Source organism: Sphingomonas sp. HDW15A (genome assembly GCF_011301715.1).
Taxonomy (GTDB): Bacteria; Pseudomonadota; Alphaproteobacteria; order Sphingomonadales; family Sphingomonadaceae; genus Sphingomicrobium.
The window spans coordinates 2310001-2327076 of record NZ_CP049870.1 but is presented as its reverse complement, the minus strand read 5'-3'; the positions used below and the strand labels follow the sequence as shown (position 1 = coordinate 2327076).

General features: G+C 63.5%; 6 protein-coding genes and 1 pseudogene (1 of these 7 only partly in view). 4 read left to right on the top strand and 3 right to left on the bottom strand.

Annotation, left to right across the window (positions count from 1 at the left end):
- Position 1: 1 nt before the first annotated feature.
- The 4 genes from G7076_RS12760 (at position 2) to G7076_RS12115 (ending at position 14087) form a co-directional block, all read left to right on the top strand.
- A complete protein-coding gene (locus tag G7076_RS12760) occupies positions 2 to 4117 on the top strand; it encodes a filamentous hemagglutinin N-terminal domain-containing protein (protein ID WP_166203183.1) in 4116 nt (1371 codons plus the stop codon).
- A gap of 104 nt (positions 4118 to 4221) precedes the next feature.
- The gene (locus tag G7076_RS12125; protein ID WP_166203181.1) at positions 4222 to 8700 is read left to right on the top strand and encodes a hypothetical protein; all 4479 of its coding nucleotides are present in this window, start codon (positions 4222 to 4224) and stop codon (positions 8698 to 8700) included.
- Between the two features lie 64 nt (positions 8701 to 8764).
- Entirely contained in the window at positions 8765 to 11746 is a 2982-nt protein-coding gene (locus G7076_RS12120) for a CHAT domain-containing protein (protein WP_166203179.1), read from the top strand.
- A gap of 148 nt (positions 11747 to 11894) precedes the next feature.
- Entirely contained in the window at positions 11895 to 14087 is a 2193-nt protein-coding gene (locus G7076_RS12115; RefSeq protein ID WP_166203177.1) for a penicillin acylase family protein, read from the top strand.
- On the opposite strand, the gene G7076_RS12110 is transcribed toward G7076_RS12115, so the two are convergent.
- From G7076_RS12110 to G7076_RS12100, 3 genes and pseudogenes are all read right to left on the bottom strand, one after another.
- Complete coding sequence (locus tag G7076_RS12110; RefSeq protein ID WP_240913805.1) at positions 14084 to 14665, bottom strand: alpha-ketoglutarate-dependent dioxygenase AlkB; 582 nt, start codon at positions 14663 to 14665, stop codon at positions 14084 to 14086. The two genes, G7076_RS12115 and G7076_RS12110, sit on opposite strands and share 4 nt — an antisense overlap.
- Before the next feature lie 56 nt (positions 14666 to 14721).
- A pseudogene (gene katG, locus G7076_RS12755) lies at positions 14722 to 16913 on the bottom strand (catalase/peroxidase HPI).
- A 140-nt stretch (positions 16914 to 17053) separates the two neighbouring features.
- Positions 17054 to 17076: the 3' portion of an ATP-dependent DNA ligase gene (locus tag G7076_RS12100; protein ID WP_166203175.1), read on the bottom strand. 988 nt of this gene lie beyond the right edge of the window; the window shows 23 of its 1011 coding nt (coding positions 989–1011); its start codon lies off the right edge, out of view; the stop codon is at positions 17054 to 17056.

Genomic DNA, 17076 nt, shown 5'->3' with positions numbered 1-17076 from the left:
CATGCGTACTTTCTCCCGCCGCAATCGAGCGGCCTGTTCGATCCTCGCAATGGCGACCGTATTTACGGTCGGCGCAACGCCGGCAGCGGCGCAGGTGGCGGGCACGGGTAACTTCAGCACCGGCACGGGCACCATCAACCCGGGTGCAGGCACCGTCGATATTACAGGCGGCGGACAAGCGGTCATCGACTGGAATGCCACGGGCACGGTGGTTGGTGGGGTCAATCAGTTCCTGGCGCCAGGCAACACGCTAACCTTCTCATCGTCGAGCGACTTCGCGGTGCTCAACAATGTCTCGACCGGGACCGACATGCTCGGCCTCAACGGGACCGTCACCTCATCGGTCGATGGGGTTCAGGGCCGCGGCAGCGTCTACTTCTACAATCCGAATGGCATCGTCGTCGGCGGCAGCTCCGTCTTCAACGTTGGAAGCCTGGTGCTGTCGACTTCGCCGATCCTGGTTAGCGGCGGCGCGTTCATTGACGGCAACAACCAGGTCGTTTTCCAGCAGGGTCTCGCCGGCGCATCGATCGATGTTCAGTCAGGCGCGCAGATCAACGCCACGTCGAATAATAGCTACGTCGCGCTGGTGGCGCCGCGGGTGGTCCATAACGGCACGATCAACGTCAACGGCAGCGCCGCTCTCGTCGGCGCGGAAGCGGCGAACATCACCTTCTCGCCTGACGGCCTGTTCGACATCGAGGTCACTGCCGGCACGACGGACGCCAACGGCGTGGTCATTGGCGGCACGATCACCGGCCCCGAAGCGGGAGTCGGTGAGACGCAGCGCATTTATGCGGTCGCTGTTCCGAAGAACCAGGCGATGACCCTGGCCATCACGGCGGGCGCCCAACTGGGCTTCGACATAGCTGGCGCCGTGAATGTGGACGGCAATGCCATCGTTCTTTCGGCTGGCCGCAACGTCACGAATGGTGACGCAGATACTGCGCGCTCGGCAGCGATGGGCTCCGGTACCGCAAGCATAAACTCGAACGATTTGACGACCACCTCTGCGATCACCGCGAGCGCGGTGAACAACAACATTTTCCTAGGCTTCAACGACATCACGATGGCGTCCGACGTCACCATAATCGGCGAGGATATGGTGCACCTGCGCGCCATCGGCGCCAATGCCGACCTGACGGTGGGCGGGCTTCTGACTATGTCGGGCGACGTTTTCGTTGCCGCCGGACAGGCCGGACAGGCTGGCGACGTAATGGTCAGCGCAGAAGGCGGAGCTCTCTTAACCGCTTCCGGAGGCGCAGTCCTGAGCGCGGTTGCTCGCGGGCAGGCGAGCGGAACGGCCGGCGTGAATGGCGGAAACGCGCAAGGTGGCGACATCAATGTTCTCGGCAGCGATGGCACGCTGGTCATTGCTGGCGATCTGAGCGTCGACGCCAATGCCTATGGTGGCGAAACCCTTGTCAACGGGGCTAACGCCGGTTCGGCGGTCGGCGGATTGATCGCAATTACCGCTTATGGTCCTGACGGTACGCTATCCATCAACGGAGGCCTATTCGCCACGGCCGATGGCGTGGGCGGAAACGGCGGCTACAGCGAATCCTGTTTCAGCTGCAACGGCGCCGGTGGCAATGGTCAGGGCGGACAAATCTATTTCCAAACGGTCGGCAACGGCGGCTTCCTGACCATCGGCGACGATATCCAGGCCAGCGCTTCCGGGTCCGGCGGAAGCAGCAGGACGGCCACCGGCCGTGGCGACGGCGGCACGATTTCAGCGACCTACGGTGCAAACGGTACGATCCAGTTTGATGCCAACGCAAGTTTCACCGCGACTGGCGCCGGCGGACAAAGCGACGCCTTGGGCGTCGACGGTGGCTACGGGAAGGGCGGTACGGTCAAATTCGGTGCGCAGAACAATGCGACGGGAGGGAGCCTCACCGTGGCCGGCCTCGCTTACGCTGCCATCGAAGGTTACGGCGGCGATTCTTACGGCGCGGGCACCGGCAATGGCGGCACCGGCGAAGGCGGCCTCAGCGACAACGGCGGCAACGCCGGCACAATCAACTTCCAGGGCGGACTGCAGATTCTTGGCCGCGGCTTCGGCGGTGACGGTAATAATGGCACGGGCGGGCAAGGTCTTGGCGGCCAGGGCTGGATCGACGCCTTCGGTGCCAATGTCACAATAGGCGGCGATTACGACATCAACGTCAGCGGCTTGGGCGGCTCAGGCATCACGGGCGGTTTCGGCCGGGGCGGCAACGCTTATCTCGCATCGAGCGGTACGTTTCTGCTGACCGGAAATGCTGACCTTGTTGCCGATGGACGCGGCGGAGGTGCTTTCGGCGGGAATGGCGGTCTGGGTCAGGGTGGCTTGGCCAATGTTCGCGCCACAGGCAGCGGAACGCTCACGGTTCAGGGCAATGTCGATGCGCATGCGACTGGCCAAGGCGGATTCGTCGCCTTCGGCAGCGGCACGGCGGGCGATGGCGACGGGGGCGTAGTATCCATCCATGCTGGCAATGGCGGAGCCACGCCGAGCGGGGGAACGCTGAATATTCTAGGATCGCTGACCGGGGTTTCGGACGGCATCGGCGGATTGGCCGATACTGCAACAAGTGTTGGCGGCACCGGACGCAATGCCGAACTGTTCCTTTTTGCGGCAGGCGGAGGCGACCTTTCGGTTGGGGGAAGCACGGATCTCAGCGCCGACGGTCTCGCCGGCTTCTACCTCGAGTGCCTGGATTGCGGCGGAACGCCAGGGATCGGCGATGGCGGCAATCTGAACATCAGCGCGGACGGAGCCGGAAGCACCCTCTCATTCGGCGACGACCTGACTGCCACTGCCGATGGCCGCGGCGGCCTGTCCAGCACCGATGGCGGTACGGGCGGCTATGGCGAGGGCGGCAATGCGGGCATGTTCGCCGGGAATGGCGGAACGATCACCGCCACCTACGTCGACATCAGCGCCATTGGCACCGGTGGTTTCGATTATAACGGCGTCGGTGGCGGCGCCGGCAAGGGCGGAAACGTCTATTTCAACACCAACGCGACCGGCGTGAACACGATCACCGTGACCGGGCAGGTATTCCTCGATGCCTCGGGTTACGGCGGCGGATCGTACGGCGGGAATGGCGGAGCGGGCACCGGCGGGGTCGCCGGCATGTTTGTCCAGACGGGAACGGTCACGCTCGGATCGGCGGATATTTCCGCGACCGGCGAGGGCGGAACCGTTATCGAAGGAACCGGCACCGGCGGCGATGCGACCGGAGGCTCGGCACGGCTCCAGGGCGCTGGTGGCGACATCCTTATCGCCGGCAATTTGGCGATGGACGGAAGCGCCATCGGGGGTAACGGCACGGCAGGCGGTAATGCCATCGCGCTCGCAGACCTAACGGTCAACGAAACAAATCCGATCGCGGTCGGGGTCTATGCCAACAACAACGGCTCCGTCACCGTCAACGGAGCGGTGGCCATCGACGCAAGCGCGACCGGCGGCAATGGCAGCGCTGGCAACGGGGGCAATGCAACGGCCGGCGAAATCGACATCGTTGCTTTCTTCGGCGACATCGCGATGGGCGATTTGGCAGTCGACATCTCAGGTAATGGCGGCGACGGCGGGCAAGGCGGCAACGGCGGAAACGCCACAGGCGGATATGCTGACATCGCCTTCGGTCTGGGTGCGGCCGCGATTGGGGGCACTCTCACACTCGCTAGCGCGACGGTTGTCGCCGATGGCATTGGCGGTGACGGTGGCGCCGGCGTCGACGGCAACACCGGCGGAAATGGCGGCAATGGCGGCACCGGAACCGGGGGGCGGATCAGCTTCGTCGGAAGTGCCGCGGGCGGATTCTTGACCAGTGGAATCACCGTCCTCAGTGCGGGCGCCACTGGCGGCGACGGCGGAGTCGGCGGGAACGGCGACACCGGCACTGGTGGCAACGGCGGAACGGGTGGAGCCGCCTTTAGCGGAAGCATTCAGAGCGGAACGGTGAGCGCTAGCGGAGCGCCAGGCAGCGGGGGTGGCTTCGACGTCACGAGCCTGTTCGCCGCCACGAACGCGGCAGGTGGCGGGGCGGGGCGGCCGGGCTTGGCGGCGGCGGCAACGGAAACGGCGGCAACGGCGGCAGTGCGAAAGGTGGATCGTCAAGCTTCCTGATCCGTGGCGTTACTTCCAACGTCGGGACGGTAACGCTGCAGGCTAATGCTACCGGTGGAAAGGGTGGCAGCGGCGGCGGAAGCGGCGGGAATGCGACCACTGGGTTGATAGGCGTCGAATCCAAGGATCGCTTCGACATTCCTAGCCAGCGCGGCTTCCTGTTTGCCGACTCGATCACTGGAACCGCGATCGCGATCGGTGGGCTGGGATCCGGTGGTGTTGACGGCACGAGCACCGTGTTTGGCGGAAGCTATTTCCGGGTGCTGAACGGGGACGCGACGATCGGGTCGGTCGATATCCTCATCGAGGGCGATCTCTATGTCGATGGGCCGCAAGGCCAAGACTGGGTATCGGTTCGCGATGGTACTGCCACCATCGGCAGCTTTAGCTATTCGACGACCGGAGAACTTGCGCTCGACGCAAACAACGGTTCGATGACGGTCAGCGGAGCGATGGCGCTCAATGCCGGCACGTTCGTGCCGCACACGTTCGATCCCGCACCGACGGCGCTCGGCACTTATAGTGCCAACACGTTCGACATCACCACAGGTGGCGATTTCATTACCAACGCCAATCTCGTGAGCGCGAACATCGTTGACATCACGGCGCCCGGATCGATCACCGCGGTTAACATCGACAGCGACGCGGAAGTCTATCTGAACGCGCAGAGCGGAGCGATCACGCTTAATGACATCACGGCGGTCGGAGAGATCGTGCTGGATGCCGCGACGGACATCACGACCAACGATTTGACGTCAGGCTTCTACATCAACGCCGACGCCGGCGGAGACCTCACGATCAACAGTGCTGTAAGCGACGACGAGACCTACCTCAGCGGCGATTCGTCGGTTACCTACGCGACCATCAGTTCGGGCGCGGGCACGGGCCTCTATTCGAACGGCCTGATCCAAGGCGGCAACATTACGGCGGCCGGCGCGATTTACGGATTCACCGATGGTTCGATGGACCTTGGTCTTCTGGTAAGCACCGGCAGCTACATCGATCTGCTTGCGTTCGGAAACATCGACATTGTCGCTGCGAACGCGGCAGGAGGCATCGACCTTCGCACCTATGATAGCGGCGACGGCTTCCCAACTGTCGGCGGCTACGTCCACGTAGGCGATGTCACGGCCGGCGATTATGCCTTCATCCAGGCGGGAACAGACGCCCAAACCGGCGACATCTCGGCAGTAAACGGAATCACCGTGCTCGCCGGAACAAACGTCCTGACCGGCGCAATCACGGCCGGCACCGACGTGACCGCGCAAGCCAATGGCACGATGAGCCTCGGCATCGTTAGCGCGGGCGGAAACGTGCTGGCTGAATCTACTGGAGCTCTCACGCTTCAGAACATAACTGCTGGCGGGAACGTCGAGGTGAATAGCAGTACCTCCATCGTCGCGCAGGACGTGACAGCTGGCGGTGAAGTTCGCTCGCGTGACGGCGGCGCTTCGAGTTTTGGGGCGCTGTCGGCAGGTGCAGACGTCAACGTCGGCTCGATCGGTGCCTTGACCTTCGCGAGCGCGGAGGCGGGCGAAAGTGTGCGGATCGGCTCCGACGCCAGCATCACCGGCGGGAATGTCACCGCTGGCGACAGCATCGTCGCGACGACCTTCGGCCTCATCGATTTGGGCAATCTCTCCGCAGGCATCGTCAGCCCCAGCGTCAACCCTGCCGCGCTTTACGAAGTGGCGCTGGTCGGCGGAAGCATCGACGTCGGCAACATCGATGCCACTGGCGACGTCCAGCTTGCGGGCTTCAACGGGATCGTTGCCGGCAATGTGACGACGACCGAACGGATGTTCGCAGTATCCGACGGCAATATCGCGCTCGGCAATCTGTTGCTCGGCGGCCAACTGCTGATCGGCGGCTGGGATCTGTTCGAATATACTGGCGTCCTCCACGTCGATAACACGTTCGACGCACGTCCCACCTTCGCGAATTCGGGTATCGGAACGCTTGGCACGATCACCACGGGCACGATCGCGGCGGGTGACGTAGAAATGACGGCCGCGGGCAATATCGTCTTCGCAAGCGCCAACGTCAGTGGACAGTTCGACTTCGACAGCGGCGCCTCTGTCACCGGCGGCGACGTGACAGCGAGCAATGAGATCAACGGCAACGCCCAGGGATCGATCACACTGGGGAACCTGGTTGCAGGTCCGCCGGTCGACGACGATTTCTCGGTCGGCATGCTGGCGGTGGGCAACATCACCATCGGCGATGTCACCGCTGAAGGCCCGGCCGGGTTCGCAACTCAGGGCAACCTCGTCACCGGCGCGATCAACGCAGTCGAGGGTATCTTGGCCCTAGTCGGCGGAAACACGACCATGAACGGCGTGGCGACGACGGGCACGGGCGGCGGACAGGTCTATATCGGCGACGATTCCATGCTTCTGCTCGGCGGTGGCACATGGGACGGAGAGGGCGATTTTGATCCTACAATCGTCCTGGCCCAGTCTCCGGTGGCAACTGGCGGGTCGATCACCATCAACGGACCGATTACGACCGGACTTTTCCGCGTCGCCGCGGGTGCGGCGTTTACGACCGGCGATCTTACGTCGGGATCGTTTGAGATCCTGGCGGACTCCATCGACGTTGGAGATATTATCACCAGCGACCCGGTCGCGCTGAGCGCTGCGTCTGGAATCTCGACCGGCAATATCGACAGCGGTTCGTACGTCGATCTTTTCTCGAGCAACGGTAGCATCGACACCGGCGACATCGACAGCGCTACCTTCATCGCGCTGAACGCAGGCGGGAACATAGACACCGGTGATCTTAACGCCGGCACTTCGATCGTTCTGGAAGCGGCGGGAAGCGTCACCACCGGCGACATCGATGCAGGGCTTGGCGGGCCAATCCTGCTCGGCCAGATCACCACTCAGGATGTCGGTCCAGGCAATGCCGTCGAGATCTTCTCCGGGGCGTCGATCGTCACGGGCGACATCACGACCGACGGCTACGTCGGCCTGTACGCGGTTGAGGACATTACGGCGCAATCGATCACTGCTGAACACGATGTTATCGCACTTGCGGGCGACGACGCCAGCTTCGGCGCGATCAACACTCCGGAGCGGTTCATCCTTGCGGGCTACGGCAACTTCGACACGCTGCAGGGCATCGAGTTCTTCGATCCGGAGCTGATTTTCAGCACGTTCCCGATCGACGCGACCGGCGGCGACGCGACATTTGCAGGGGACTCCAACGTCGCTCAGTTCGCGTCCTTTGTCGGCGGCAACACGACGATAGATTCGGTCACCGCCAACGGCGAATTCAATGGCTATGTCGACGTTGAGACCGGCGGCCTGCTGGCAATCAACGGCTCGGTCGCCGGAAGCTATGTCCGGCTTCTGTCTGCCGACATCGCAATCGGAGCAACCGCCACGCTCGCCGCGACGGACGGGATCAGCTTCATCTCTGTCAATTCGGACGGGACCTACATTGGTGACGGCCTCGATGGCTCGAATGGCTACCGGTTGACCCAGGCCGAAATTGACCGGGTCAACGCGAATGCATTCGAATTCGAAGTGAACACGTCTCGCGGCGGGGCGCCGTTCATGTACCTCGGCGACCTTGAGTTCGACATCCAAACATCAGGCGACGTGGATGTCGTCGAATTCGGAGTGGAGGACGAAGAAGAAGGCAGGGTCGGCACCATTCGCGTGGTTGGCGACGTGGTCTTCACGCTGGGTGCCGACAAGGGCGTGGAATTCTCTTCCGAAACGTTCGAGATCGACGCTGCGACCGGATCGGTTTTGCTTGTAGACACCAACGGAAACCTAACCGGGACCCTCGACATTGAAGCGGAGAATATCTTTATCGCCAGCAGCGAGATTCTCGCCAGGCTGGAGGAAAATCCGCAGTATGAAGGCTTCCGCGACGACCTGAATGCACCGGCCGCCGTCCAGCGGCCTGAGGGCGTTGTGCGCGCTGCGGTCGTCACGCTGAATGAGGACGACGCCGTTCTTCGGAACATCCTGATTCAAAACACGGGTACCGAGGAATTGCCGGCCGGCTTCCTGATCAACGTCCTGAGCTTGGCGGGCGATGGCGAAGAGGGCAGCGTCCCGTTGCCCGGATCGATCAATATGGTCATCAACGGCCAGATCGAAACGCCGACCGGCACGCTGACTGGCGACGATGTCCGCGCGGCTTTCGTCGAAGAATTCGGAACCGAGATCTTCGTTGCAGACAGCACCATCAACGGTTGCACCTTGACCGGCGATTGTTCGTCTTTCTCGCCGGAAGAGCAAATCCCGCCCGCGGCGGTTGTCACTCCGACCCAGGTTGCCATCCTGACTGACGATCCGATCGGCGAGATGGACTTCGGGAACGAAGGCGACATCGACGACAATGTGGAGAATGACGGAAGCGACCTGACCAGTCCCATCGAGGCCCCGCAGCCGCTGTTCGACACGCGGCCGCTCGACGGCGATGAAGACGTCAACGAGCCTGTTTCCGGCGCGGGCAACCCGTCGCTCTACGGGGTCACCGACGACGATGAAGAGGATGACGAGAAGGACGGCAACGAGGCCAAGCCTGCCGGGCAGGCTGAGGGTCGGACTGGAGGCAAGCAATGACCGGGGTATCGCGTATCGGTAGGATGGCGCTCCTAGTAACGGTGGCGGCCAGCACCATGCCCGCATGGGGGCAGTCACCCCGATTGCGAACCGCAACAGCTTCAGGATCGGCGATTCCGGCGTGATGTGCACCGCGCAGAGCCGGCCCCAGGATACACGCCTGACCGGAATCTTCGACCGGGCCTACGCCCTTACCTGCCGCGATGCGGCCGCTTCGGTCGGAAGCCTGATCGCCGTCCGACGCGCCGTGAATCTTGCTACCGAACCAAGCAGCCTTGGGGCCAAATCGCTGGCGTGCGGCACGGAGGAATCCGTTACAATCGAAGGGATCGGCGAAGTGCGATCCGTCAAATGCCGCGATGAAGCGGAAAAACTGGACTATCGCCGCTATGCAACCGACCGCGGCAAGACGTCTTACCTGGTCGAAGGCCTCGCCGGCTACGACCCCGCCCTCCAACTGGCGCTCGCATCCGTCGTCGCCGATGTTCCGCAAAGCGGTGCGATCCGCGTTGCCACGACGGAAGTCAGCGATCCCGCGGCTTTCGCGCGGATCCAGGCAGGATCGCTCGATTCCAGCTCGGCTCGGACCGAAGCCTACGCCCGCAACAACGGTGGCCAGTTCGCGCAATCCGCGGAGTTTTTCGAGACCATCGCCCAACGCGAAAACCAGGACTCGACCGCACTTGGCGAAGCTCTTGCAAACCAGGGCCTGCAACAATCTAACCTCAGTAACTTCGCCGCCGCCGAGCGACTGCTCAACCTGGCCGAGCAGCGAGGGCCCCAAAGCGACGGCGTGCTTCAGCGCCTGATCCGCAATTACCGGGCAATCAACCAGCTCAACCAGCGCAATAGCGAGGCCGCGATCGCGGCACTCGCCAAGCAGGTCGCCGATGTCGAGATCGACGAAAGCCAAGAGCTGCGCAATGGGCTGATAAACATTCCGCTGGCCGAGGGGATCAACCGTGAGAACAGCACGGCCCAGCAACTGAGCAACTTCGGAAGCGGGCTACGGCCGATCGAGCGCGCAGCAATCCTCGATGCGCAGGCAGAACAGTTGCGCGGTATCGCGCTCCGCCAGGCCGGCCGTTATCCCGAGGCGCTCCGGGCCCTCGATGAAGCCGGTGACAAGCTGAGCGAGGTTCGCGACGGAAAGCTTTCGTCGGCGGCCTGGCTATCCGCCGATATAGCGGTCGAGCGAGCGCTGGTCAGTGAGGCCGCCGGGAACGCGGATTCCGCAAACGGTGCGTTCGACAACGCGATCAGCCTGCTTCAGCAAAACTATCCGGAATCGCCGATGCTCCTGGCCGCGCGGGCGCGCAAGGCCGCTTTCATAGCACGGCGCGGGCAGCACGCCGAAGCGCGCGCACTGTTCGCCTCCATCGTGGATCAGGCGGCGTCCGTTCCAGACAGCGGAACGGCCTTGCGTAACCTGCTCTCGCCCTATTTCGAGATGCTTGCCCGCGATGGATCGGCTGAGGCCGCGGCCGAGATGTTCCGGGCCGCCCAGGAACTGCAGCGCCCCGGCGTCGCCCAGACGCAGGCGGTCTTCGCGCGTCAGATGTCGGAAGGCAGCGATGCGGCAGCGGACCTTTTCAGGCTGGCGGTCGCACGCACACGCGATGTTGCCCGCACGGAAGCGGAGATTGCGACTTTGTCGGCCAAGGTCGCGCCCACGCCGCGCGATCTTGAGGACCTCGCCGCTGCCAAGTCGAGCCTCGAAGCGCTGCGCGCCGACCAGGTCAAGCTGCAGTCGCAGCTCGCCGACTATCCGCGCTACAAGGTTCTCGCCCCGACGCGAACAGAACTTACCGAACTCCGCGGAGCGCTCCGCGCCGGCGAAGGTTATTATAAGCTCATGGTCGTCGGCGACCGCGCTTACGCCATTTACGCGACCAATGGCGGGGCACGTGCAATTCGGCTCGCGCCGACACGTGGCATGCTGACCGACGAGGTGTCGGCGATCCGCCGCTCGATCGTTGAAAATGTGAACGGTGAAACGTCCATCGGCGCATTCGACGTCGATCGCGCCCGCAAGCTTTATCGCGATCTCTTCGGGCCTGTCGACGCCGACGTCCAGGGCCAGAAGCACCTGGTGTTCGAGCCGGACGGGCCGATGCTCCAGCTTCCGCCGTACCTGCTGATCGCGCGCGACGAAGGCCTCGCCGCCTACAAGGCCAGGCTCACAGCGCCGGGCGCCGACCCGTTTGACATGCGCGGCATCGACTGGCTGGGCCGGGGCCGCAACATCTCCATTTCCGTCAGTCCGCGCAGCTTCCTCGACGTTCGCGCACTCGCCCCATCGCGCGCTCGCCAGGCCTATCTTGGCCTTGGCAACAATGAGCCGGTGGCCGCGAAGCCCGTCGTCGCCGCAGCTGACGAATGCGACTGGCCGGTGCAGACCTGGCAGGCGCCGATTTCGCCCGCCGAGTTGATGGTCGCACGAGCGGCATTCGGGGCGGACAAGTCGGCCGTGCTGACCGGAGCGGCATTCAGCGACACGGCGCTTCTGGGCAATCCGCAGCTCGACGACTACCGGATACTTCATTTCGCCACCCATGGCCTCGTCACAGCGCCGCGGCCGGATTGCCCGGCGCGACCGGCTTTGGTCACCTCTTTCGGCGGGCCGGGATCTGACGGTCTGCTGAGTTTCAGCGAGATCTTCGACCTCAAGCTCAATGCCGACCTGGTCATTCTATCCGCATGCGACACCGCCGGCGCGGCGACCTCACAGGCTTCCCGCGAGGCCGGCATCCTAACGGGCGGCAACTATGCTCTCGACGGCCTCGTCCGCGCATTCGTCGGTGCCGGAGCACGCTCTGTCGTTGCGAGCCACTGGCAGGTGCCGGATGACTTCGATGCGACCAAGCGGCTTGTCAGCGGACTGGTTTCGGCCCGCCCTGGACAGCCCATCGCGGGCGCGCTCGCCGAAGCGCAGCGCGGCCTGATGGACGACGCCAACACGTCCCATCCGTTCTACTGGGCGGCGTTCATCATCCTTGGCGATGGAGCCAAGCCGATGATCCCCGGTAACCTGGCCGCGCGCTGATCTCGGGCGATCAGCTATCGATAGCATGGATGTCATGCACCGCCCGCGACGAAGGTGATGAACTTCTTTTGAGCAGCGAGCAGGCCCGATTGCGTCATCGGTCTCATGCTTCCACACTGGCCGCGTTCGAAGTCGCGAGGGACGCGTAATGAAGATCTGGTTAGGCTTGATCTCTGCGGCGTTGCTCGCTGCGCCCGCCACCACGAAAATGGCGCCGAGCGAGCCCGAACGCCTGGCAGCACGCGCCGCCAACGTGACGATCATTCGCGACCCGTTGGGGATTGCCCACGTTCGCGGTGGGACCGACGCCGATGCGGTGTTCGGCATGATCTACGCGCAGGCGGAAGACGACTTCAATCGCGTCGAGACCAACTATCTGGCGAGCTTGGGGCGGCTGGCCGAAGCCGAAGGCGAAAAGGCGCTGTGGAAGGACGTTCGCCAGCGGCTGTGGATCGATCACGACGCCTTAAGAGCGAAATATCGGTCAAGCCCGCAGTGGCTTCGCAAGCTGATGGATGCCTGGGCTGACGGTCTCAACTACTACCTTGTCACTCATCCCGAAGTGAAGCCGCGGGTCCTGACGCACTTCGAGCCGTGGATGGCGCTGAGCTTTTCGGAAGGGAGCATCGGCGGGGACATCGAATATGTCGACGTCGCAGCCCTAGAGGCGCTCTATGACGACGGAGCGGCGCGAAGGGCATCGATCATGCCCTGGGGCGAGCCGGCCGGATCGAACGGGATCGCCATCGGGCCAACGCGGAGTGCCAGTGGCAATCCCTTGTTGCTGATCAATCCGCACACCAGCTTCTTCTTCCGCGACGTCGTACAGATGACCAGCGGCGAGGGGCTTAATGCCTATGGCGCCGTTACCTGGGGCCAGTTCTTCATCTACCAGGGTTTCAACGAGAAGGCCGGGTGGATGCACACTTCGAGCGGACTCGACAATCGCGACGAGTTTGCGGTGACGTTTGCGCGGATGGCGAACGGAAAGCTCGGTTATCGCTACGGAAGCGACGTCCGGCCGGTCGGGCTGAATCCGATCACCCTGCGCGTGCGCCAGCCGGACGGGACACTGGCGACGAGGACAATAACGACCTTCCGGACAATGCACGGGCCGATCGTCAGGAGCGAAAACGGCCGCTTCATCGCTTTCGCGATCATGGACGAGCCGGCAAAAGCGCTCGAGCAGAGTTTCCGCCGAACAAAGGCGACCAGCCTCAAGCAGTTCATGGAGGTCTCGGCCCTGCGGGCCAATTCCTCCAACAACACGCTGTTTGCCGACAGCAGCGGCAACTTCGCCTACCTTCATCCGCAGTTCGTTCCGCTTCGCGATCACCGCTTCAAATATCGCGGAGTTGTTGATGGCAGCGATCCGAGGACCGGCTGGCGGGGTCTTCACGACATCGACAGCCTGCCCAACGTCATCAACCCGAAGTCCGGCTTCGTCTTCAACGTCAACGATGCGCCATGGCCCGCAGCCGGCAAGGGCACGCTCGATCCGCGACGCTTCCCGGCCTATATGGACCAATGGGGCTGGAACCCCCGAACGGACCATGCCCTCGCAGTACTTTCGGGACAGGGCAAGTTCACGGCGGAAGACCTCCGCGCGGCGGCCTACGATACGGCCAATCCGGGTTTCGACCGACTGCTACCACCGCTTTTCGCGGCTTACGCCGCACTGCCGCGCAGCGATTCGCGAAGGCGCTCGCTGCAAGGGCCAATCACCTTGCTGAAGAACTGGGACAGGCGCTGGAGGAAGGACAGCGAGGCGCTATCTCTCGCCGTCAACTGGGCAGAAATCATGTGGGAGAAAGCATTAGGTACGGACCGTCCACCCAACGACGAAGAGGTCGGCTACGGCCGGATGATCGCGGCGCCGGCTAACGTGCAGCTCGAAACCCTTACTGAAGCGGTCGCGAAAATGCGCGATCTCTATGGCGACTGGCGCGTGAAATGGGGCGACATCAACCGCTTCCAGCGCAACGACGGGTCGATCACCCAGACGTTCGATGACAAGAAACCGAGCATCGCTGTCGGCTTCCCTTCGGCGCGCTGGGGCACACTCGCCTCCTTCGGCGCGCAAACCTATCCGGGGACGAAGAAGCGCTATGGAACGAGCGGCAACAGCTTCGTCGCGGTGGTTGAATTTACGCCCACTGGCCCGAAAGCGATGGCCGTGACTGCCGGCGGCGTGAACGGCGACCCGGCCTCACCGCATTTCACCGATCAGGCGCAGGCCTATGCCGATGGTCGTCTGCTGCCCGTGCCGTTCGATGCCCGTGAGATCGCCGCCCAGGCGGTCGAGGCGTATCGTCCCGGTGAGGCAAGGCGCACGCGCTAGCGAAGGCTTCGGAACGTCAGGGAGAAGCGGAGCGCCTCATGCTCTGCGATGCCATGTTGCCATTCCGCTCGCGCCTCTCCGGAAAGAAGATAGGCAGAGCGGCGATGAAGCGGCTGCTTGGTGCGATCGAACTTGCCATCTTCGCGGCGGCGGCGAAAGGCGAGGGTCGCGTCGCTGGCCAGCGTGACGCCAATCACCTCGTCGAACTGAGGGCGGTCGCGATGCCAGCCAATGCCGGCACCGGGATCGTATCGGATAACGAGCGCCTGTAGAAAGGCCACCGGATCGCGGCCCAGAGCATTCGCCGCCTTCTCCCGCGCAGTTAGCAGCCAGTCGGGGATCGGCTCTGTTTCCCCAATCCGTCCGCGGTCGAAGTCGTAATGCCACCCATAGCTCTTGGTGAGCCTCTTGCCCTCCCAGCCTTGAAACTGGAACGGAGAGAGGTCGAGCGCCTGGCAGCGATGGACTAGGTGTCCCTCCTCCGCTTCGGAAACGACATCCTCACGAAGGACAAGGCCGGCGACCGGCGCGGTACCGAACAAGTCGCGCATGGCGGAAAGATGGGGTGCGGCGGCCAAAAGAAAAGCCGGCGGAGGGCACCACCGGCTTTTCCCTTCGGCACGCTGATTGGGGGCTACCGAAGATCGAACCGATCAGCGTTCATCACCTTGGTCCAGGCCTTGACGAAGTCCTTCACGAACTTCTCCTGCCCACCCTTTTCCGCATAGACCTCGCAGACCGCGCGAAGCTCGCTGTTCGACCCGAAGATCAGGTCGGCGCGAGTCGCCCGCCAGGTTTCTCCGCCGTCCTTGCGGTCGGTCGCGATATATTCCTCGTCGTTCGACCCCTCGACCGCCTTCCAGACATTCGTCATGTCGAGCAGGTTGACGAAGAAGTCGTTGGTCAGCTGGCCCGACCGCTTGGTGAGGTGGCCGTGGCCGCGCTCGCCATGATTGGCCCCGAGCACACGAAGGCCGCCCACCAGCACGACCATCTCCGGCACCGACAGGCCAAGCAGCGAGGCGCGGTCGAGCAACATCTCTTCCGTCTTCACTGCGAGCTTCTTCTTGCCGACATAATTGCGGAAGGCGTCGGCCTCCGGCTCCAGCCAGTCGAAGCTTTCCGCATCGGTTTGCTCCGCGGTCGCATCGCCGCGGCCGCCGGTGAACGGGACCGGCTCGCTATGGCCAGCATCGCGGATCGCCTTTTCCAGCGCGACGACGCCGCCGAGCACGATGGTGTCGGCCATCGACAGGCTGCCGCGAAGGCCCTCGAGCGTGTCGAGTACTTTGGCCAACATCTCCGGCTCGTTGACCTCCCAGTCCTTTTGGGGTGCTAGGCGGATTCGCGCGCCGTTGGCGCCGCCACGATGGTCGGACTTACGGTACGTGGAAGCCGAAGCCCAGGCCGTCTTGATCAGCTGGCTGATAGCAAGGCCGCTGCTTGCGATCCTCTCCTTTACCGCCGCGACGTCGGCTTCCGACGGCATGGTGCCGGCCGGAATCGGGTCCTGCCAGATCAGGTCCTCGGCCGGGACTTCCGGGCCGAGGTAACGGATCTTCGGCCCCATGTCGCGGTGCGTGAGCTTGAACCACGCGCGCGCGAATGCATCCTTGAAGGCTTCGTGATCGTTGCGGAACTTCTCCGAAATCTTGCGGAATTCGGGGTCCATCTTGAGGGCCATGTCGGCCGTGGTCATCATCGTGGGGACCTTCTTGTTCGGGTCCCACGCCGCCGGAGCCATGTCCTCTTCTTTCTGGTTGATCGGCTGCCACTGCTGCGCACCAGCAGGCGACTTCACCAGCTCATATTCGTAGTCGAGAAGTAGGCGGAAGTAGTTCTCGCTCCACTGAGTCGGCGTATTGACCCAGGACCCTTCGATTCCGCTAGTGACGGTATGCTCGCCGCAGCCGCTGTTATTTGTGCTGACCCAGCCGAATCCCTGTGCGGCGAGGTCGCCCCCGCTGGCGCCGGCCCCAGCTTTGAGGGATCGCCGTTTCCGTGCGCCTTTCCGAAGGTATGACCACCGGCGGTGAGCGCGACCGTTTCCTCATGGTTCATCGCCATGCGACGGAACGTCTCCTTGATGTCGCGCGCGGACTGCAGCGGGTCGGGGTTGCCGCCCGGCCCTTCCGGGTTGACGTAGATCAGGCCCATCTGGATCGCAGCCAGGGGGCCCTCAATTTCGTGCATGCCGTGCTCGGGGGCGATTCGGGTCTGGACGCCCTGGTTGACCCACTTGTCTTCCGAGCCCCAGTAGATGTCGCGTTCCGGCTCGAACACGTCGGCGCGGCCGCCGCCGAAGCCGAACACCGGCCCACCCATGTCTTCGATGGCGACGTTGCCTGCGAGGATGAACAGGTCGGCCCAGCTTATGTTCTTCCCGTACTTCTGCTTAATGGGCCAAAGCAGTCGGCGTGCCTTGTCGAGGTTGCCGTTGTCGGGCCAGCTGTCGAGCGGAGCGAAGCGCTGCTGGCCGCTATTGGCGCCGCCGCGGCCGTCGGCCGTGCGATAGGTGCCGGCCGCGTGCCAGGCCATGCGAATGAAGAAGGGGCCGTAATGACCGTAGTCCGCCGGCCACCAAGGCTGGCTGTCGGTCATCAGCGCCTTCAGATCCTGCTTAAGGCCGTTGTAGTCGAGCGCATTGAATGCCTCGGCATAGTCGAAGTCCTCGCCATGCGGGTTGGTCGGCCCGTTCGGATTGAGGATCTCGGTTGCCAGCATTTCCGGCCACCAATCCTTGTTGGTACGGCCGAGCAGCGAACGAACGCCGCCGTCGCCATGCATCGGGCAGCCGCTTGAGGGGGTGCTGGTCTTGGCGTCCATGGTCGGAATCCTCTCGTGTCGAAATGGAATCGGTCGTGCTCCCACTGGGCCGTATCGGCAGGGAAGTCCAACGAAGCGGATTCATCTGTTCAATCGACTGAGTTAATCAGTACGCGCGAAATGATTGACTGGCTCGCAGCTTAGGCCGTGAGCTGGCGCAAGC